Annotated in this window: 24 protein-coding genes; 14 read left to right on the top strand and 10 right to left on the bottom strand. The window is 40.5% G+C overall.

Features of this window, described 5'->3' with window-relative positions; translation table 11 throughout:
- Nucleotides 1-414 precede the first annotated feature (414 nt).
- From rpoE to acpS, 11 genes are all read left to right on the top strand, one after another.
- Entirely contained in the window at nt 415-993 is a 579-nt protein-coding gene (rpoE, locus tag ACY3ZI_RS13855; RefSeq protein WP_006661282.1) for an RNA polymerase sigma factor RpoE, read from the top strand.
- A gap of 57 nt (nt 994-1,050) precedes the next feature.
- A complete protein-coding gene (gene rseA / locus ACY3ZI_RS13850) occupies nt 1,051-1,674 on the top strand; it encodes an anti-sigma-E factor RseA (protein WP_211886178.1) in 624 nt (207 codons plus the stop codon).
- Nucleotides 1,674-2,624, top strand: coding sequence for a sigma-E factor regulatory protein RseB (gene rseB / locus ACY3ZI_RS13845; RefSeq protein ID WP_036949430.1), 951 nt, complete (start codon nt 1,674-1,676; stop codon nt 2,622-2,624). Before rseA ends, rseB begins: the two co-directional genes overlap by 1 nt.
- 3 nt (nt 2,625-2,627) lie before the next feature.
- Complete coding sequence (gene rseC, locus ACY3ZI_RS13840; protein WP_036949432.1) at nt 2,628-3,092, top strand: SoxR-reducing system protein RseC; 465 nt, start codon at nt 2,628-2,630, stop codon at nt 3,090-3,092.
- 290 nt (nt 3,093-3,382) lie between these two features.
- Nucleotides 3,383-5,179 (top strand): translation elongation factor 4, encoded by a 1,797-nt coding sequence (gene lepA, locus ACY3ZI_RS13835; protein WP_211886453.1) that lies wholly within the window; start codon nt 3,383-3,385, stop codon nt 5,177-5,179.
- 17 nt (nt 5,180-5,196) lie between these two features.
- A complete protein-coding gene (lepB, locus tag ACY3ZI_RS13830; RefSeq protein ID WP_036949433.1) occupies nt 5,197-6,162 on the top strand; it encodes a signal peptidase I in 966 nt (321 codons plus the stop codon).
- 282 nt (nt 6,163-6,444) lie between these two features.
- Nucleotides 6,445-7,125: a ribonuclease III gene (rnc, locus tag ACY3ZI_RS13825; RefSeq protein WP_036949435.1), complete on the top strand. Its 681-nt coding sequence runs from the start codon at nt 6,445-6,447 to the stop codon at nt 7,123-7,125.
- Entirely contained in the window at nt 7,122-8,030 is a 909-nt protein-coding gene (gene era, locus ACY3ZI_RS13820) for a GTPase Era (protein WP_036949437.1), read from the top strand. The genes rnc and era overlap by 4 nt, the downstream gene beginning before the upstream one ends.
- A gap of 11 nt (nt 8,031-8,041) precedes the next feature.
- A complete protein-coding gene (recO, locus tag ACY3ZI_RS13815; RefSeq protein ID WP_132495602.1) occupies nt 8,042-8,767 on the top strand; it encodes a DNA repair protein RecO in 726 nt (241 codons plus the stop codon).
- A gap of 285 nt (nt 8,768-9,052) precedes the next feature.
- A complete protein-coding gene (gene pdxJ / locus ACY3ZI_RS13810) occupies nt 9,053-9,784 on the top strand; it encodes a pyridoxine 5'-phosphate synthase (protein ID WP_132495600.1) in 732 nt (243 codons plus the stop codon).
- Nucleotides 9,784-10,167 carry a holo-ACP synthase gene (gene acpS, locus ACY3ZI_RS13805; protein WP_036949441.1) on the top strand — a complete coding sequence of 128 codons (384 nt, stop codon included), beginning with the start codon at nt 9,784-9,786 and terminating at the stop codon, nt 10,165-10,167. Before pdxJ ends, acpS begins: the two co-directional genes overlap by 1 nt.
- 177 nt (nt 10,168-10,344) lie before the next feature.
- On the opposite strand, the gene ACY3ZI_RS13800 is transcribed toward acpS, so the two are convergent.
- Nucleotides 10,345-10,605, bottom strand: coding sequence for a YfhL family 4Fe-4S dicluster ferredoxin (locus ACY3ZI_RS13800; RefSeq protein WP_487375354.1), 261 nt, complete (start codon nt 10,603-10,605; stop codon nt 10,345-10,347).
- A 216-nt stretch (nt 10,606-10,821) separates the two neighbouring features.
- Here ACY3ZI_RS13800 and ACY3ZI_RS13795 point away from each other — a divergent pair, with 216 nt between their 5' ends.
- A complete protein-coding gene (locus ACY3ZI_RS13795; protein WP_487375353.1) occupies nt 10,822-12,222 on the top strand; it encodes a tyrosine-type recombinase/integrase in 1,401 nt (466 codons plus the stop codon).
- On the opposite strand, the gene ACY3ZI_RS13790 is transcribed toward ACY3ZI_RS13795, so the two are convergent.
- From ACY3ZI_RS13790 to ACY3ZI_RS13750, 9 genes are all read right to left on the bottom strand, one after another.
- The gene (locus ACY3ZI_RS13790; RefSeq protein ID WP_487375352.1) at nt 12,219-12,482 is read right to left on the bottom strand and encodes a hypothetical protein; all 264 of its coding nucleotides are present in this window, start codon (nt 12,480-12,482) and stop codon (nt 12,219-12,221) included. The two genes, ACY3ZI_RS13795 and ACY3ZI_RS13790, sit on opposite strands and share 4 nt — an antisense overlap.
- A 581-nt stretch (nt 12,483-13,063) precedes the next feature.
- Nucleotides 13,064-13,657, bottom strand: coding sequence for an HNH endonuclease signature motif containing protein (locus ACY3ZI_RS13785; RefSeq protein ID WP_430247558.1), 594 nt, complete (start codon nt 13,655-13,657; stop codon nt 13,064-13,066).
- Entirely contained in the window at nt 13,654-13,884 is a 231-nt protein-coding gene (locus ACY3ZI_RS13780; RefSeq protein WP_430247557.1) for a hypothetical protein, read from the bottom strand. Before ACY3ZI_RS13780 ends, ACY3ZI_RS13785 begins: the two co-directional genes overlap by 4 nt.
- Nucleotides 13,885-13,909: 25 nt before the next feature.
- Nucleotides 13,910-14,089: a hypothetical protein gene (locus ACY3ZI_RS13775; RefSeq protein WP_430247556.1), complete on the bottom strand. Its 180-nt coding sequence runs from the start codon at nt 14,087-14,089 to the stop codon at nt 13,910-13,912.
- Between the two features lie 44 nt (nt 14,090-14,133).
- Nucleotides 14,134-14,634, bottom strand: coding sequence for a siphovirus Gp157 family protein (locus ACY3ZI_RS13770; RefSeq protein ID WP_430247555.1), 501 nt, complete (start codon nt 14,632-14,634; stop codon nt 14,134-14,136).
- The gene (locus tag ACY3ZI_RS13765; protein WP_430247554.1) at nt 14,634-16,622 is read right to left on the bottom strand and encodes a hypothetical protein; all 1,989 of its coding nucleotides are present in this window, start codon (nt 16,620-16,622) and stop codon (nt 14,634-14,636) included. Before ACY3ZI_RS13765 ends, ACY3ZI_RS13770 begins: the two co-directional genes overlap by 1 nt.
- 12 nt (nt 16,623-16,634) lie before the next feature.
- Nucleotides 16,635-16,967, bottom strand: a complete 333-nt coding sequence (locus tag ACY3ZI_RS13760; protein ID WP_225575571.1) for a hypothetical protein — start codon at nt 16,965-16,967, stop codon at nt 16,635-16,637.
- 623 nt (nt 16,968-17,590) lie between these two features.
- Nucleotides 17,591-18,748, bottom strand: a complete 1,158-nt coding sequence (locus ACY3ZI_RS13755) for a type I restriction endonuclease (protein ID WP_487375351.1) — start codon at nt 18,746-18,748, stop codon at nt 17,591-17,593.
- 9 nt (nt 18,749-18,757) lie between these two features.
- The gene (locus ACY3ZI_RS13750) at nt 18,758-19,450 is read right to left on the bottom strand and encodes an XRE family transcriptional regulator (RefSeq protein ID WP_487375350.1); all 693 of its coding nucleotides are present in this window, start codon (nt 19,448-19,450) and stop codon (nt 18,758-18,760) included.
- Nucleotides 19,451-19,556: 106 nt separating this feature from the next.
- Between ACY3ZI_RS13750 and ACY3ZI_RS13745 the strand changes: the two genes are divergently transcribed.
- Both ACY3ZI_RS13745 and ACY3ZI_RS13740 read left to right on the top strand, forming a co-directional pair.
- A complete protein-coding gene (locus ACY3ZI_RS13745) occupies nt 19,557-19,766 on the top strand; it encodes a helix-turn-helix domain-containing protein (RefSeq protein ID WP_039855066.1) in 210 nt (69 codons plus the stop codon).
- Nucleotides 19,767-19,875: 109 nt separating this feature from the next.
- Nucleotides 19,876-20,331: a toxin YdaT family protein gene (locus tag ACY3ZI_RS13740; protein WP_108477975.1), complete on the top strand. Its 456-nt coding sequence runs from the start codon at nt 19,876-19,878 to the stop codon at nt 20,329-20,331.
- Nucleotides 20,332-20,343 lie beyond the last annotated feature (12 nt).

Genomic DNA, 20,343 nt, shown 5'->3' with positions numbered 1-20,343 from the left:
GTTTCTATAGAGAATTTTATGTTAGCCTATCGAGCTGCCTGTGACTATGTATTAATCGCATTTTGAGTTCTTAAAGAACTATATTATTTAGCGACACTTTAGTTTATTTGGAAAATCATCATTTATTTTGGGAAAAACCATTGGCTAAATGAAAAGTGCCAATGAGAATGAATAAATTCCACGTAATCATGCCGTAGATATGCCTGTTTTGTGTATACTATTAGGTAGTGCTCACAAGGATCAATGGGATCGATTAAGAAATATCGATCCCATTTTTTGAAATTATTTTCGATTATTTTTGGAATAAATTGAACTTCATCAGTTTTTATTACTCGAAGTTAGGCTTGCTTAAGGAAGGGAGAAGATGAACAAGTTAAGTCATTATCAATCTGTGTTCAGGAGATGGTTCCTGGAATGAGCGAGCAGCTGACAGACCAAATATTGGTTGAGAAAGTACAAAAAGGCGATCAACAAGCTTTCAATTTACTGGTGATTAAATACCAGCATAAGGTTGCAAGTCTCGTTTCTCGTTATGTACCGCAAGCGGATGTGCCTGATGTTGCACAAGAGTCGTTTATTAAGGCTTATCGTGCAATCGGCTCGTTCCGTGGCGACAGTGCCTTTTATACTTGGCTTTATCGAATTGCTGTCAACACGGCAAAGAACTACTTAGTCGCGCAAGATAGACGTCCTCCCGCGTCAGATCTGGAAGCAAGCGACGCAGAAAACTTCGAATCAGCCGGCGCATTAAAAGAAATTTCGAACCCAGAGAACTTAATGTTGTCTGATGAATTAAAGCGAGTTGTTTTCCGTACCATTGAGTCACTGCCAGAAGATCTCCGAATGGCAATCACGCTACGTGAACTTGATGGCTTAAGCTACGAAGAGATAGCCGAAGTGATGGATTGCCCTGTGGGTACCGTTCGATCACGGATCTTTAGAGCAAGGGAAGCAATTGATGAAAAAGTTCAGCCGTTGATCCAACAACATTAATTGGTTGGGTCGCGAGTTACCATTTAACTGTGAGCAATTAACTGAAGGTAATTGGGCATGCAAAGAGAGAAACTTTCCGCAATGATGGATGGTGAAGCTCTAGATTTAGAACTTATTAACACCATTTCATGTGATTCAACGTTAAAGCAACGTTGGGAGAGCTATCATCTTGTTCGTGATACTCTGCGTAATGATACAGGCGATGTCATTCATTTTGATATTGCAAGTAAAGTTGCGGCAGCGCTGGAAAATGAACCGGTGCGAATTAATCCTCAAGCAGTTGTTGAATCACAACCAGAACCTGCAAGCTGGAGTGGTTTCCCGTTTTGGAGCAAAATTCGTCCATGGGCTAGCCAAATTACGCAAATCGGTGTGGCTGCATGTGTATCACTCGCTGTAATTGTGGGTGTTCAACAATACAATCAAAGCAATAACGTCGATTCTACTGTGGATGATCCTGTATTTAATACTGTTCCTGTCGGACGTGGTGCGCCAGTTAGCTTAAATATTTCAGATAGCCAATTGTTTGGTACTGAGCAACAGTCTCAGCAAATCGAACAACAGAATCAACGTATCAATGCCATGCTGCAACAGTATGAAATTGAAAGACGTTCGATGCTGAATCAGCCACATCAAGACAGTGATAAAAATACCGCATCAGCAGGGGTTAAACTGCAATAATGAATAAATGGTTATCCGTCCTCTGCCTGACGGGCAGCCTGATTATATCTAATCAAGCATCGGCATCATCTACGGATGCCGATGTTCTTTTCAAAGAAATGGGAACGGCTGCCCAGAACCTGTCATATGAAATGTCGTTTATGACATTCAATCCGCAAAATATCGTTCCAGTGCGCTATCGCCATGCGATTATCAATGGTGTTCCTATTTCTCAAATGATCCAAATGGATTCATCTCGCCGAGAAATAGTACAAAATGGCAACCGAATTAGTTATTTTGAACCGGGATTCGATGCGTTTAGCCTGAATGGCGAACATATCATTGATAACTTACCTACGGTCCTTTTTGCTGATTACCAAAAAATTCAGCCTTATTATAATTTTATTGATGCTGGCCGTACGCACATTGGTGATAGACCCGCATTAGTCATCCGTATTATTTCAAAAGATAATTCTCGATTTAATTATGTGTTACTAATCGATGAAGAAACTAAATTGCCACTGCGTGTTGATTTGCTCGACAACAATAATCAAACACTGGAACAGTTCCGGGTAATTTCGACTGTTTTAGATAGCAAAAATGTACAAGATTCATTGAAATCCCTCAGTAATGTGAATTTACCACCATTATTGGTATCGCCAAAAAATGAAAACCCATCATTTAAATGGCGGGTGGGAATGCTGCCTCCAGGCTTTGAGGAAGTGTCTCGCTCTACGCGAAAATTGAGTGATGATGACATCATTGAAACAGCGATGTTCAGCGATGGGTTATTCACCTTTTCGGTTAATGTGACAAAAACATCGAAAGGTCCTTTACTGGATCAGCCGCTACAAAATGGTCGCCGCACAATTTACACCATGACTCAAAAGCAAAATGTGATTACGATAATAGGGGAGCTACCGCTATCAACATCCCAGTTAATTGCGAGTAGCATTCAGTTTCGGGAGTAAATCATGGTAAAAGAATGGGCAACGGTGGTTAGGTGGCAGAAAGGGCGAGCGTTATTGCGTTATGGCTCTTCAGCCGGATGTGGAAGTTGCAGCGCTCGTGCTGCTTGCGGTTCATATGCTTTAAACAAAATAGGACCTAACACAGAGCACGAATTGGAAATTGAAGTTGAACAGCCTTTGGTTGTTGGACAAAAAATTGAAGTAGGTATTCCTGAAGGAAGCTTGCTACGTTCTGCTATGTTAGTCTATTTAACGCCATTGGTTGGATTGTTTATATTTGCCGCATTGGCTCAATTAGCTGAATTTGAGCAGGTATGGGTTGCATTAGCAGGCATTTTCGGTGGGTTTGCTGGCTTTTTCACTGCGAGAGAAATGGCTTCACGTTGGCGCAATAAAATCGATTTTCAGCCTATCGTTTTACAAATAGGGCTGCCCCCCGGCGAAATCAGTGTTCAAACACATGGTTGAATGCCATTGTCTCACATCATCGCCTGTAGCTAAGCTTTCACGACATAAGCTTTTTACTACAGGCGATTTTGTTTTTAGTCGTTCAAAAATGAAGAAAAATGAAATAAGTAACTCATTCAACTTTAGCTAGTTTACAGTTGTTTTACATTGAATCTTTGTGTTAGTGGGTTCTTGTATGTAAAATGCTGCTAATTAGCAATCTTGTGATAATCATAGCATTTTAGTTTTGTGGCAAAATTTGCTCAAAACTGATTTTGTAAGGCAATTTAAAAGAAGATATTACCTTGAAAATCAAAAACATTAGAAACTTTTCGATCATTGCACATATCGACCACGGAAAATCCACGTTGTCAGATCGTATTATTCAAATCTGTGGTGGCTTAACTGACCGTGAAATGGCGGCTCAGGTTTTAGACTCTATGGATCTGGAACGTGAACGTGGTATCACCATTAAAGCACAAAGCGTAACGCTCGATTATAAAGCAGCGGATGGTGAAACTTACCAACTGAACTTTATCGACACTCCAGGACACGTGGACTTCTCCTATGAAGTTTCTCGTTCATTGGCGGCGTGTGAAGGCGCATTATTAGTTGTGGATGCAGGGCAAGGTGTTGAAGCTCAAACCTTAGCGAACTGCTATACCGCAATTGAAATGGACTTGGAAGTCGTTCCAGTCCTTAACAAGATTGATTTACCAGCCGCTGATCCTGAGCGTGTTGCTGAAGAGATTGAAGACATTGTGGGTCTTGATGCCCATGATGCTGTTCGTTGTTCTGCGAAAACCGGTATCGGTGTCCAAGATGTTATCGAACGTTTAGTAAAAGAAATCCCACCGCCAGAAGGTGATGGCGATGCACCGTTACAAGCGCTAATTATCGACTCTTGGTTCGATAACTATTTAGGCGTTGTTTCTCTGATCCGTATTAAAAGCGGAACATTGAAAAAAGGTGACAAAGTTAAAGTGATGAGTACGGGCAATGTGTATAACGCGGATCGCCTCGGTATTTTCACACCAAAACAAGTTGACCGTGATGTGCTTAACTGCGGTGAAGTAGGCTGGTTAGTGTGTGCGATTAAAGACATCACTGGCGCACCTGTCGGGGATACTTTAACTGGTGCTCGTAACCCAGCAGATAAAGCATTACCAGGCTTCAAAAAAGTTAAACCTCAAGTCTATGCGGGTCTGTTCCCTGTTAGCTCTGATGACTATGAAGCTTTCCGCGATGCATTGGGTAAATTAAGCCTGAACGATGCTTCTTTGTTCTATGAACCAGAAACGTCAACAGCATTAGGATTCGGTTTCCGTTGTGGTTTCCTTGGCTTACTGCACATGGAAATCATTCAAGAGCGTTTAGAACGCGAATACGATCTTGATCTGATCACCACGGCACCAACGGTAGTTTATGAAGTTCAGCAAACTAACGGCGAGATTGTTTATGTGGATAGTCCGTCGAAATTACCACCGCTGAATAACATCGAAGAGTTAAGAGAGCCTATCGCTGAGTGTCATATGCTGATGCCTAAAGAGTATTTAGGTAACGTTATCACTCTGTGTATTGAAAAACGTGGCGTACAAACCAACATGGTTTATCACGGAAATCAGGTTTCTCTTACCTATGAAATTCCGATGTCAGAAGTGGTACTGGATTTCTTTGACCGTTTAAAATCAACCTCTCGTGGTTATGCTTCTTTAGATTATTCATTCAAGCGTTTCCAAACGTCAGACATGGTGCGTGTGGATGTGTTAATCAACAACGAACGTGTCGACGCTTTAGCGCTGATCACTCACCGTGGCAACTCGCAGTACCGCGGACGTGAGTTAGTGGAAAAAATGAAAGAGCTGATTCCACGTCAACAGTTTGATATTGCTATCCAAGCAGCAATTGGTAACCACATTATTGCTCGTTCTACAGTGAAACAGCTGCGCAAAAACGTTCTTGCCAAATGTTATGGCGGTGACGTTAGCCGTAAGAAGAAACTGTTACAGAAGCAAAAGGACGGTAAGAAACGTATGAAGCAAGTGGGTAACGTTGAACTCCCACAAGAAGCGTTCCTTGCTATATTGCACGTTGGTAAAGACAGCTAAGTTTACAAGGAGTCTTAATGGCTAACACATTTGCCCTGATCCTCACACTGGCTACGCTGGTGACAGGGATTATTTGGTGCTTAGATAAATTTAAGTTTGCGCCAGCACGTAAAGCGAAACTTAAAAAATTGCGGGAAGTAACAAACGGCTCAATGAACGAAGATGAACTTGCTAAAGCGGTTCGTCGTCCGTCGTGGCTGGAAACGGGAACCTCAATTTTTCCTGTGTTAGCCATTGTTTTGATTGTTCGTTCGTTTATTTATGAGCCGTTCCAAATCCCATCAGGTTCGATGATGCCAACGCTCTTAGTTGGTGATTTTATGCTGGTTGAGAAGTTTTCTTATGGATTGAAAGATCCTATTACTCAAACCACATTAATCGAAACGGGTAAGCCTAATCGTGGAGATATCGCGGTATTTAAATATCCGAAAGAGCCAAATGTAGACTTCGTGAAACGCGTTATTGGTTTGCCGGGGGATAAAATCATTTATAACCCAGAAGCGAAAGAGCTGACCATTTACCCTAACTGTGCAGACAATAAATGCACAGAAAAATTGCCGGTCACTTATGGTCCATTAGAACCAAGTGAATGGACAATGGTATTTGAAAATAGCTCTGTGGTTGATAATCAATATGGTAATTATCAAATCCCAGTAGACCAAGCGTTACCGAATAACTCACTGCGTCAATATGGTCGAAGTGAGAAGTTAGATACCGTTACGCACCAAATTTTGACGATTAATAACTACATTACTCAATCAAAATATGTACAACCAGGTTTACCACTTAATGAGTGGATTGTGCCTGAGAAACACTATTTTATGATGGGTGATAATAGAGACAACAGTTCTGATAGCCGTATGTGGGGCTTTGTTCCTGAGCAAAATTTAGTGGGGCGTGCAGTGTTTATTTGGTTAAGTTTAGATAAACAAGAGAACGAATGGCCTACAGGTATTCGCTTTAGCCGAATTGGTCCTCTATAATTCATTTCAGACAATGCGAGTTTTCATTAGAAAACTCGCATTATCATAAGCATTATTATTTTACCCAGTGTACAATAATGTTGTTTTAAACATTATTGACTTCCTAATTATTAACTATCCTCGTTAAATTCCGATAATTCATAAAAGTTATTTTTCGAATATCAATTGCTTACGAGTGATGGTCGACGGAAGTCAGTGCAAACGCAACAGTTTTGTAAAATAGCTGATTTTACAGGTCTGTTGCGTGTGCTTTTTTATTAAACGTAGAATGGTTGGGCGCACATGAACCCCTCTTTGTTAGAAAAATTACAGCGTAAGCTGGGATATACATTCCAGCAAAATGATTTATTAATTCAGGCATTAACTCATAGAAGTGCTAGCAGCAAACATAATGAAAGACTGGAATTTTTGGGTGATTCAATTCTCAGTTTTGTGATTGCTAACGATCTCTATCATCGTTTTCCTAAGGTGGATGAAGGTGATATGAGCCGTATGCGCGCAACGTTAGTGCGTGGAAATACACTGGCGGAAATTGCCCGTGAATTTGAACTCGGTGAATGTTTACGTTTAGGACCGGGTGAATTAAAAAGTGGCGGTTTCCGCCGAGAATCAATCTTAGCGGATACCGTTGAAGCCTTAATTGGTGGGATTTTCCTCGACAGTAATATTCAAACTATCGAAGAGATCATTCTGGCATGGTACAAAGTAAGATTGGATGAAATTAGTCCGGGTGATAAACAAAAAGACCCGAAAACGCGGCTACAAGAATATCTGCAAGGGCGTCATCTTCCACTGCCAAACTATTTAGTGGTACATGTGAAAGGTGAAGCTCATGATCAAGAATTTACGATCCATTGCCAAGTGAGCGGCATTGAAGAGCCGATTAACGGCATAGGTTCAAGCCGTCGTAAAGCGGAGCAAGCCGCAGCAGAACAAGCATTGAAAATCTTGGAGATTGAATGAGTGAATTACAATCCCACTGTGGTTTTGTTGCCATAGTTGGACGACCAAATGTTGGGAAATCAACACTGTTAAACCAGTTACTGGGGCAAAAAGTCTCGATCACATCGAGAAAGCCGCAGACAACTCGCCACCGTATTATGGGGATCCACACAGAAGATAATTACCAAATTATCTATGTCGATACCCCAGGTCTTCACATCGAAGAAAAAAGAGCGATTAACCGTTTGATGAACCGCGCAGCATCTAGCTCTATTGGCGATGTTGAATTGGTTATTTTTGTGGTTGAAGGTACCCACTGGACACCAGATGATGAAATGGTGCTGAACAAGCTATCTAGCTTACGTTGCCCAGTTATTTTGGCGATCAACAAAATTGATAATGTGGTGGATAAAACCAGCTTACTGCCACACATCGGTATGATCAGCCAAAAAATGAATTTCTTGGATGTCGTACCAATCAGTGCAGAAAAAGGCACTGGCGTTGATACCATCGCGAAGATTGTGAAACAGCATATCCCTGAAGCTATTCACCACTTCCCTGAAGACTATATTACAGACCGCTCTCAGCGTTTTATGGCTTCTGAAATTATCCGTGAAAAACTGATGCGTTTCTTAGGTGATGAGTTACCGTACTCTGTGACTGTTGAAATTGAACAGTTTAAAGAGATGGATAAAGGCGGCTACCATATCAACGGTCTGATTTTAGTTGAGCGTGAAGGCCAGAAAAAAATGGTTATCGGTAATAAAGGTAGCAAGCTGAAAACCATTGGTACAGAAGCTCGTATTGATATGGAACGCCTGTTTGAAACGAAAGTTCACTTAGAGCTTTGGGTTAAAGTTAAATCCGGTTGGGCAGATGATGAAAGAGCACTGCGCAGTCTGGGCTATGTTGACGATTTAAAATAATCGGTGACACCGTGAGTGGTTGGCAACGCGCGTTTGTGCTCCATTCCCGTCCTTACAGTGAAACAAGTCTATTAATTGACTTTTTCACGGAAGGGGAAGGTAAAATTCGTTTGCTAGCAAAGGGTGCGAGACGCAACCGCTCACCATTAAGAGGCTGTTTACAGCCTTTTACACCTTTGTTGATCCGTTGGAGTGGCAAAGGTGAAATCAAAACTCTCATCAATGCTGACCCTGTCTCTCTTGCTCTCCCTCTCAGTGGCACTGTTTTATATAGCGGTTTATATCTTAATGAACTTACCGCTCGGGTTATTGAGTTCGGTACACCTTATTCATCTCTATTTTTTGATTACCTCAATTGTTTGCAAGTTTTAGCAGGGAGTGAACGCACGCCTGAATCTGCGTTACGCCAGTTCGAGCTCGCTTTGCTGTCTTATCTCGGTTATGGCGTAGATTTTTTACATTGTGCGGGCAGTGGTGAGCCAGTTTCAGACACCATGACTTACCGTTACCGTGAAGAAAAAGGGTTTATCGGCAGCCTAGTTGTTGACCAACTCACGTTCACGGGGAAGCAATTAAGAGCGTTAGCCGACCGAGAATTCCCAGATGCCGACACCTTAAAAGCTGCTAAACGGTTTACCCGCATGGCACTAAAACCTTACCTAGGTGGTAAACCTCTTAAAAGCCGTGAACTTTTCAGGCAATTTACTATCCCTTCTCAGAACATGGCTAAGTCATAGCAATTATTTGATTTTGTTTTATGGCGCTATTTTTTATCTGTTGTAATTGCAAATGGCTGTCATCCAAACTGTTGTAACCATAAAACGGCAGGTGAGCGAGACAAATTTTTTGTGCTATTTACTTTCTTCGAGGCGCTTCCCAAAAAATGAATGTAATTGATGAAATATTATTATTAGTTTGGAATCAGTAAGGAAGAAAGAGATATTTTTTCCCCCAACACCATAAATTGCAGTAGGATATGGCAGACAAGAAATAAGTGACTGTTTATTCATAGGGAGTTAAACATGGCTGAGCTGTTATTGGGCGTTAACATTGACCACATTGCAACTGTTAGAAATGCAAGAGGAACACAATATCCTGACCCTGTTCAAGCGGCATTTGTTGCTGAGCAAGCTGGAGCCGACGGGATCACTATTCACTTACGTGAAGATCGCCGTCATATTACCGATAGAGACGTTGAACTGCTCAACCAAACCATTCAAACGCGTATGAACCTTGAAATGGCAGTCACAGATGAGATGATTGACATTGCTTGTCGTATTAAGCCGACTTATTGCTGTTTGGTTCCTGAAAAGCGCGAGGAAGTGACCACTGAAGGCGGACTTGATGTCGCAGGGCAAAAACAAAAAGTCGCATCCGCAGTAAAACGGCTGACCGAAGCAGGTATTTTAGTTTCTTTATTTATCGATGCGGATCATGAACAAATTGATGCTGCTCAAGAGTGTGGAGCGCCATTTATTGAAATTCACACAGGCGCATATGCGGATGCCAAAACTGAACAAGAGCAAGAGCTTGAGTTCCGCCGTATTCGTGATGGCGTAAGTTATGCTGCAGGTAAAGGTATTAAAGTGAATGCGGGGCATGGACTGACTTACCATAATGTTCAACGTATCGCAGCGCTGCCTGAAATTTATGAGCTGAATATCGGTCACGCGATTATTGGGCGTGCACTGTTTAGCGGTTTAGCTCAAGCGGTGTCTGACATGAAAAACTTACTCACAGAAGCACGTAAATAATGGCTATTGTAGGTTTAGGTACAGATATTGTTGAGATTACGCGTATTGAATCTGTTATCGAGCGCTCCGCAGATAGCTTAGCGAAGCGTATTTTAACAGAGCATGAATATGCGCAATACCAGCAACAAACTAAGCCTGCGCGTTTTCTTGCTAAGCGATTTGCAGTGAAAGAAGCGGCGGCTAAGGCATTAGGTACGGGGATCCGTAATGGTTTGGCTTTTAATCAGTTTGAAGTCACAAACGATGAGCTAGGCAAGCCATTACTGTCACTGAGCGGTGAAGCGTTAAAATTAGCCAATAGCTTAAAAGCCACGCATTTTCATGTTTCAATTACTGATGAACGACACTATGCGGCTGCAACGGTGATTATTGAAAGTCTGTAGTCATTATTCATTGCCGGCTTATCTGCAGTCGGCAATGTTTCAATGAAATAGTAGCTCAATGAAAAAGTCTTTTAATGAAAGAGCACTTCAACGGATGGGTTTTTAGTAAAACAAAGCTAAATAACGCAGAGTTCAACCATCGTCGTTTCAACAAGTCTGTTCCGCATCTTTATGAAATTAGATTTTATCGGCGTGATGGATCATGACAAATTTATCCCAAAGCTGTTCCTGGGATTCAATATGTTCAGGATCTGTAATAATTGTATTAGTGATAGGGCAAACTGATTGGCAAGTGGGTTTATCATAGTGCCCAACGCATTCAGTACACAGGCTTGAATCTATTTCATAGATTTCCGCCCCCATGAAGATCGCATCATTTGGACATTCAGGTTCACACATATCGCAATTGATACAGCGTTTTGTGATTAATAAAGACATATCAATAATTTACGTTCAATAAGGTTAATAATCAGTAACTTAATCACTTTCCGTATTCGTTACTTTCGTCTGGCTATTGTGTTTTTATACAGTATGTTTTACATTGGAATACTTGGATTCGTAACACAAAACAGCAACACATACCCATTTTACTGCTCTAAAAATACCTAGTGTGTGAGCTTTAAATTTAATGTGTTGATATACTGAGGTATTTCAATGTCGAAAGTAACAACACAAAAGCCTGAAAACACTAATTCTGATGAATATACTGACGCATTACAGCGTTGGGAGTCATGCAAGCCCCCCTACACAAGTACACACATGAAAGTCTGTGTTACTGCGGCCAAAATCATTTTAAAACACATCAATAAGCCCCGTCGATCTAAATACGAAAAAGAGCATTATCTACGCATTGATTTTAGCAAAGCAGGAAAGGTGACAGTATACGCTGAATTTCCTAAGCATATGGAGGTGAAAGGTCAAAGATTAGGTGAATGGCCGGAACTATCGTTACCTATTGCTAGAGAAAAAGCCAAGGAACTCGGTGAGCAAGGTCTACGAGCTGAATCTGTCCATCAACTTATTACACTATACGAACAAGATCTTGCTGGTAAAGTAGCTCGAGCAAAGTTAAGCGAAAATAGCTATTCAACATACTGTTGCAGAACAAAGCAGTTAAAAGAATCTTTTAGCGCTAGAGAAGTTTTCAGTGATATGAAATATCCACGACTGATTGAAGTTATTGATTCATGGATCCAGACAAAGTCCAATAACCAAGCTCTAGAATTATTTGCGGAATTACGTCGATTTTGGAAGTTTGCGGCACCAATTTATTGCAATGGGATGAACATTGCAGCGAGCATCCCGGATGACTACGTTTCTTCTCGAGTACAAAAGCCTTTACCAACTAAGCGGTATACGGATATAGAATCCATTTCGTCGCTCTGGATTAACGTTGCGTCATGCACTTCCGTTCATCAAAAAAATGCGGTTAGGTATATGATTTTAACTGGCGTTAGACCGATAAACATTGCAAATTTGCGTTGGGATTATGTTGATTTGGATAATCTAGAAATTACTTATCCCGCAGGGCTAACGGGCATGCGCGGGGCCATGAAAACGCAGAAAGAATTTAAGTTCCCGATTACTAAGGCTATGAAGGCTTTACTTGAGGAGCAGCTATCGTGGCGTGAATCCGCAGTTAATTGCAATCGTGATTATGTATTTCTACAACCAAGGGATCCGTTATTGCCATTTTCAAAGCGTTCCTTGGATAAGTTGGTGAAAACATATAGCCCTGAAGGTGCAGTGAAAGGTGTTGTGCATGAAGGAACGGTGAAGGGAAAATCTGGTGCATTCAATACGATGTGCCGGAAATTTTTCAAAAGTAACATCATTGCTCAAATGCGTCAGAAAGGGTACTCACGTTCAGACACAAAAGAGATAAGTATTTTGTGTCTACATCATTCTGACAGAAGCGAAGACCGCATGGCCGAACACTATGATTTTTCTGATGAGATACTGCAGGAAGAAATAGCGCTAAAGCGTCAGGCATTTGAGGCCCATGAAAATAGTATTTTGACTCAAGTAGCGCTATTACGTAGGAAAATGGGTTAGTAAACTTTGCGGCATTTTTCAATAAATGCTTTAACATTTTTATACTCGTACCTAACGACTTTTTCGGTAAAACAAATAGGTGCGAGTATTTTTCTATGTTTATGATTGTTATTCCAATCAGCTAAAGTTTTAGGGCTAATGCCACCAATGAGAATACATACCTCTTGAATACTTAATAAATCATCGTCATGATATTTTTTAGGGGTATTCATCTCTTCTTTTTTTGTTTTGCGTTCTACGCAAGCGCTTTCTGTTGCCATCTTGGTCTTGCCTCATAATTGATGAAATAATTTGATCTGTAGTGTCGCAAGCATGTTTTATTTCAGCTTCAGTGCATGGTCTGTTTTTTACACTAGAAGCTAACTTGCCTAGTTTGATATCGAATTCAGTTAATAACTGTTCCCCAGTTCTCCAAGGGGTTAATTGCGGTTGTTTCATGGTGGTCATCCATTATTGAATAAACCACCATGTTAATTATTACTAAAGAACAAAACTGATTAAGCTTAATCAATTCTTGGTACTAATGATCGCATCAACTGGGTAACACTCAGACAGAATACCTTGTTGGGTTAGCGTATGTTTATCCATCAAGCAATTCTGTTCATCGGGGTACGTATAGCCGTATGGTTTATACAAACAATCAGCACCACTACAAATTAACAAAAACAAAGCATATATCATGATTTGTTCCCTTTGGATTGAGGTTCTTTTACTGGCTCAATCTTGATATTTTTAGGTAAATCATAAACGACATAACAACGGTCATTTGTCGTTATAAACCCTACAGAACCGTCAGGCATGGTCAATTTTACGGTTGGTCTCTGGTTACTATGAAAATGTCTTAGCATTGGTCTTGCCTCTTGGTTTCTTTGCTTCTGATCGCAATTTTGATTTTGGCCAATTGCAACACGGTCGGTTTATGTTCCGCTGGAGCACCGGAAAAGAAGCGATTTATCACCCCATGTTCTGGTTTGGTGATCATCATTAAGTTCTCAATGACACAATTCAATGGGTTATCATCAATGAACTTGATTACATGACCTTTTGGTACCTTTCCGTTAATCTCCTCCCATAGCAAAATATGTTTAAATTTCCATTTGCTAGGTAAACCAGTTTTTACTTTGATATAACCTTCTGTGGTAACCACCTCTGTACCAACATCATGTCGGTTGTGAGGAACATGGTTCTTTTTAAAAGATCCTGAATTTGCCCCTTTCAATCCTTTGATGCCCTTATTTGCTGGAACATGACCTTTAGTGAAAATTCCAGACCTACCAGTTCTCAATTTAAGGCTTTTGCGTAATCCGTTGATCATGTCTTTTGTGCGAGTGGTACCAAATCGGTCATTAAAGTTAGCGGTGAGTTGAGGAAGTGGTAATAAATAGTTTTGACGCATCCAATCACACATTTCTTCGCTATAAGAAAACCGACTCATTTTTTAACTTCCAGATAGTTAGGGGCGTCTTTAATGCGCCCTTCGCTAGACATACGCTTAACGCTGATAGCTAACTGCCCATTATTGACAATTTGAGAAGCAACGACAGATAAAGCTTTTGCGCGTCCAATCTCTTCTTTAAGTTCCTCACCTTTAAGATCTTCATCAGACAGCCTTTCCAATTGCATGAATAAATAGTTATGTAAATCTTCTAGGTTGTTTTTCATAATCTATACCCCGTGACATGTCACACTAATGAATAACAACGGCTTGTGTTGGGTAACCCAGTTGAAGTAAAACAGCTTTTTTTACCATCGCCAGAGTACGTTCTTCTTGGGTTGTCACATGTTCAGTTGTATCAGTGGACCACTCAACACTGCATTTATTGCTGGTTTCATCATGAGTAATGATGACTTCTAATTTCATGGCCATAAAAATATCTCCTGATATGCGCCCATTGCTGGGCGCTAAAGTATTTAACGAACCATCAATGAACGGTCACCAACTTCTAAGTGAGCACCAGGAACGTCGATGCCGTTTTCGATAGCCTCTTTAATGGCTTTTTTGTCGGGTGCCGTAATGGTTTGAACATCGACTAACTCATTAGGCAGTGCATCTTCATTATCAATGATGACTCGAACAACACCGGCGCGAGCCGTGAATGTATTTTTAGTTGTTTTCAACTTGTCCAAGCCCGAAGTTAACAAGCAATCCAAGGCATATTTTTTCAGGCTCTTAACCTGATTTTCGAATGACTTTTTACGGTCTGCCAGACGTTTGGATTCTTCATCCAATGTTTTGGCTTGACCTTCTAAATTACGGGCATGAAGCATAATTGCATCAAGCTTATCGCCTAGCTCACCTTCGATACCGACCAACGTATCGGCGATATCTTCGGCGGTAAACTCGCCAGTTTCGACGAGTTGTTGTAATTTGCTGTAGTCAGCAGCCATTGCAATAGCAGTTGTCTTGGTCATTAGATTGCCTCTTCTTTCTGATTAAGTTGGTCTAAACACTCTTTTTCAATTTCATTTAACCGGCGTAAACGGCCGTTTAAATATTTTTCATATTCACTATCACCACGTTGTTTAGCTAATTTAGCGTGGGTTGAGATTTCACGGGTGAGAGTGGATGTGATCCCCCGTAGTTCGTTTGCAGTTACTGCGCTGCGCATGGTTTCAGTGTGCCGCGTGAACTTCTCATCTAGCTCTTTACGAATGCGTGTCGCATCTTCGGCGTTATCCGTCGCAGCTTTGATTTCATATTCGAGCTTGTTGTTGGCAACATATTCAGGATTATCATGCATACCCATGAATACATCAGCACTAAAGCCAAGCATGGATAAGGCTTTTTTGATTGCGTCAGTGAGTGATTTTTTAATAGCCTCACCATCAACTTTCATTCCATAGTTAGTTTGATAGCGGTATGGTGTCGCGCCATAACTTTCAAATTCACCACGCGTTTCACACTCGATGGTGTACCAAAAACGGATCTTGATTGAGTGGTTTTGTTCGCAGAATAAAGAGCCGTCCCCATCGCGTAAAAATCGTGTGGCCACTTGCTTATTACGTTCATCAAGAATCGGTTCCATAATTGGCTTACCATCGATAAGCTTCTCTTCAAGTACTTCATAGCCCCACCCCTCACCGATAGGGCCGAATATTTCAGTGGCACGCATAAACATATAATTACTGTTTATGCTGGTACCAACAAAGCCCATACCCTCTAAAGGTTTAGTAAATCTGGCATCAGTGCGTTGTACGCGTTTCCAAATATTGAGGTGATCATTATTACTGTCGATGACTTCATCAATCACTGATGCGCGTTGTTCAAAGTCATCTTGTTCATTGGCAATTGGCGCAGAAATAACAGATGTTTCAATCACAACTGGTTCAGGTTCTTTTTCTACTTTAGCCGGTGTGTCTTTCTTCTTGCTGGTGCGCTTTGGTTTTTCTGTTTTAGCCGGTTGCTCAGGTGTTTCATCATTAGCAGGTTTAGTGCCTAAGTTATCAACCGAAAAACGACCATTACCTAAGGAGGTTACTTTCGGATTTTCGGTACCAAGTTTGGTATCGATAAACGCTTTACGGGCATTGGCATCATCAAATAATTCAGGCTTCTCTCGTGCCTCAGTCACTAATGCGAAGATGTTTTCGCGAGGGATATCGAGAACGCTAGGGAGTGTGCGCAAGTCCATTGATAAACGTTTCCATGCTTTATCTTCAGCTGCCATTAATTCTTTAGCTTTACGGATATCAGCGCTACGAATGCCGTCAAAATCAACGTCACCAATCAGTGCAAGGGCGATTTCCATATCAAGCATGGCATAGTCACGCTTAAGAGTTGGCGTATCCTCTTCGCTTTTTGTTGCAGAGGTTAATTCCACCTTAGGCTCTTCTTTCAACCAACTGTTACCTAAACCGATTGCATCGATGAGGGAAACATTATCATCAGCATATTCGAAAATAGCATGAGCCATCTCAGATGTTTGTTTCGCATCCATAGAATCGAGAGCTTTTATTCTTCCCAAGCCTTGAGCGATATTACGGATTTTTGGTTGCTCTGAACTTTCATTCATAAAGCTAATGGCTTTGCTGACATCAGTGCGAGTAAATTGAGTCTTACCAAACAATAAGATTGCAGCGATACGGATGGTCGTATTTATTTTGCTAAACTCTTCTAGTTTTGCCGGTTTCCAACAAGTTCCGTCAAATTCATTTTCAATTGCAAATACTTCGTCAAACTCACCGATAGCAGGGCGAGGGGAGCCCATAGCATCTTCACAAACGATAGGTTCGTCAGTGTTGAAATTATCCATGGCTTCCGGATAAGATTCTGAAAGCTTGATCATTGCTGATGCGCTAGCTAGCTTTTCGTTAGTTGCATTTAAAGCGATAGTTAATGGTACTGCTCCATTGGAGCGAGCCTCGGTCGTTGGCTCAAATACACAAATAAAAGTTTTCATTGGTCTTGCCTCTTAATAAGGGATTTCTTCGTCGATTTTAGAAATTGGCTTGCCTTCTAAACAAAGCAGCATCTGGATCTGATCTTCCAGTAAGCTGGATTTCACCTGCGCATCAGCAAGTATTTTGTTTTGTTCTGCGCGTAAGGACTCAATCTCAGCATTCACTAACTGTTCAGTACTTAGCTCTTGAAATGGAATTTCAACGGTATGCTCAGATACAACGAAACCTAAACCTGACTCCATATCGTATTTGAATGGGAGTGGTCGGTATCGATATGAACCGTCGAATTGCTTTTGTGCATGAATGTAAAGGGTGACACTTAGGGTTTTAGGTTGTGCTTTCATAGCAGCTCCTTTAAAATAACTGTGATCAGTGATTTATCATTGGTCTTGCCTCTTCTAGCGTTTGGTCGCGCTAGTAGAATTCTCGGTTAGCTTTGGTCGGCGACCCGAGGTAAAGGAACCCACTTCGGTGGGTTTTTTTACGCCTGTAAATCAATGCCCGTCTTTCCGATCTGTCAGGTCTTGCCTTGTAGCTTTGGTCGGTAACTAATTAAATTCCCTGGTACTGCTAAAAATTTGCTGTCACATCGTGGTAATCATGGTCAGTCGCTATGAGTGTGACGGTTCTCCTACGCCATAACAGCAAAACTAAATTTGGTTTGAACACCTATCAAAACACTTGCTGTGAGGTCTTGTTTGTTTCGATGTTTGTAATATACAAGATAAATTGTATTAAAGTAAATGGAAAAACTTGTTTAAATTTGTATTTTTTGTTTATTTGTTTGTAGTTGGTTGTTTTTATGAGGATATTTATTTTGTTTAATTTTGTGGAAAAGAGGTGGGGATCACATCAATGTATGCAGAAATGGTTTTTCCATTGAATGAGGTGTGAATAGAGAAACAGAGGATAGGAGGAAACAAAAAGCCCTTACGTTAAGCAAGGGCAGAAAGGTATTACACAATAATTATTCGCTAGCTGATTTTTTTCTGAAGTTTTCATCGTTTTTTACATATTCAAACGAATCAAGAATGATACCTGTTATTCTTAATATATCTTCAGGGGATTGAATTGTGATGCGGTTATTTGTTAACTCTAAACCTGCGCGCTTTATTTCATTACCTAATAGGTCAGTAATCTCTATCGGAACCATGAGATAAGCACTATTTTTCTTATCGTAGAATCTAACTATCCAACGATTAACTTTACCTTGATATAGGATACCAAAGTAAGACTCAGTATCTTTATATTCAATTTCATCACACCCGGTGATCTGTTTTATTTTTTCAAATAAAGTTAATTCATTAGTGGTGGTAATAATGTTTGGATTATCAGGATCAATAATATCTTTTAATTCATTAGACTCTTGAGTTTCCTCTGTTGCTGTTTCTACGGGCTCTTCGCCATAAGTAAACTTACCAGATAAGCCTGAAACTACCATTGCACTGACAGAACGTTCAACAGCTTGCTTGACTAGAGGGGTTATAGAATCGATAAAGCGCTGATTTAATTGTCTTTCAACATTCGAGCGGCTAGCAACATAGCGAACAAACTCACTATCAACATCTCTTAGACTTGAACTAATAGTTTTAGTGAAAGCAGATAGATATACGCTCTCTTCAGCTAGAGTTCTTAATGCTTCAGGTTTGAATTTATCGTGTCTAAAGCGAAATAATTGACCTGCATCTGAATCACTAATTTCATCCATTCTAATGCGTAAGAATGGAGTTGGATCCATAACGTTTTTTTGTTTCAAATCAGTAAAGAAACGCCATTCCAATCCATTAGTTATAGCTGATATAGTGACTTCAGGTGTGGAATTGAAATATCTAGAAAGTTGAGGGCAATGGTTATCTAATTTTTCAAAATAACATTTGGCTTCAATGAACATAACGGGAACATCTTGGCAAAAGAGCGCATAGTCAACACGCTCATTTGCTTTTACACCAGGGAAATCAGCGCCGTATTCTGCCTTAACTTTTTGTGGGTCATAAGGGCTAAAGCCGAGGATATCGAGAAAAGGCAGTATTAACGCCTGTTTTGTGGTTTCCTCTGTTGAGCAGTGTTGCCCAACCTGTTTTACATGGTCCACATGATTTTTAAGCTTTAACTTGAAATTTTCCATAGAGTTACCTTAGTAATCAAGAACAGAATACCAAAACATTCTGCCGATAATCGTCACACTGTCTTCATCAGCTTCTTCATCTTCATATTCATCACGGTTATAACTGCGAATAATTAGTTTTCCACCTGGTCTTCTATATAACATTTTTAAGCGTTTTAGACCGTCTTGGTCTATAGCGTAGACTTTACCATCAATTATTTTTTTATTTGCCATGTCAATTGCTACAGCTGCATTGCTAGGTATTACTGGTTCCATGCTATCCCCATTTGCAGGAAAACATGCAATAGTTGACCCATCAGTAGGTGCGCCAATTCGACGTAGTGTTGACTTAGAAAATCTCAATTTAAAGCCGTTATAATCAATATCAATACAGCTGCCATTACCACAGGCAAACTCTATATCTTTGTAGAAAGGAACTTCAACCTCATCAGATTCTAATGGGGTTTTACTATCCCATGACTTAATACTTCCCCACTCGTTTTCCGGAGGGAGTGAGTCATTGTTGTTTTCTCTTCCTGTGACAAGCCAATCAACTGAGCAAGATAATGCTTTTGCTAATTCAGGTAAAAATCTAGGGCGCTTAGTTTTTCCGCTTTCTAGTTGCTCTATCGATTGCTGGGTAGTTCCAACGGTTTCAGCTAACTCTGCCTGAGTCAGATTGAGAAGAATTCTTTTATTTTTAACTCGTTCAGAAATCGACATATAACCCCCTAAAAAATACAAGAAGATGATTACAAGAAAACCTGTAATTGACAAACAAGTTAGTTTGTTTTTAAATACAAGAAACTTTGTTAAAAAGGAGACGCAAATGAATACGCTTTCAGAAAGAGTTAAGAGTCGCCGAGTTGAACTCAATTTAACTCAGTCAGAACTTGCAGATATGGTTGGATTGAAGCAGCAATCTATCCAGCAAATTGAATCAGGACTTATAAAAAAACCTAGATTTATTATTGAGATCGCAAGTGCTTTAAAGTGCGAACCATCATGGTTAATCAGCGGTAGTAAGAATGTTGCCTAAAATCATGTTGTTATTTTAAACATATGCAGCTCACTGTTTATTAGTGTATTTGATTAAAAAATAAAAACTGATTCTTAATAATCAATTTTGCGACAGGAGACGCGAGTAGATGAATTTTGATATCGATATTGTCCGTTCTGAAATTGAGGATTGGGCAGCGGAGCAAGGTCAAGAGCATGTAGCTATTGAGGTTAGCCGCGCTTATTTAGGCATTGTAAAAAACAGGTCACAAGGGCGTTTGCATGTGATCGAAGACGAATCGGGTAGGGCTGATTGGAAAGCGATTAATAATAACCGGCAACAGATATTTCGTTGGTTGCGTGGTGATTCCCCCGCATCTATCAGAAAAATAGTTGAGTTAATGCCGGCAATAGAAATTGCATTACCGGCATCGAGATTAGCTCGCATTCGTGGTGATACAAAAAATTACCTAGCTTCAATTGCAATACAACGATTTGCTGAGGCAATTAGCGAAATTTTATTAGAGGGTCGTGACATGTCACACCATATTAATAATGCAGTCATTGCGTTAAATGCGATACCACGTCAGACCAGCGTGCATTAATTCAAGAGGCAA

The organism is Providencia sp. LY12 (assembly GCF_057621555.1).
The sequence above is the reverse complement of the archived record's forward strand: the minus strand, read 5'-3'. Positions and strand labels throughout refer to the sequence as shown.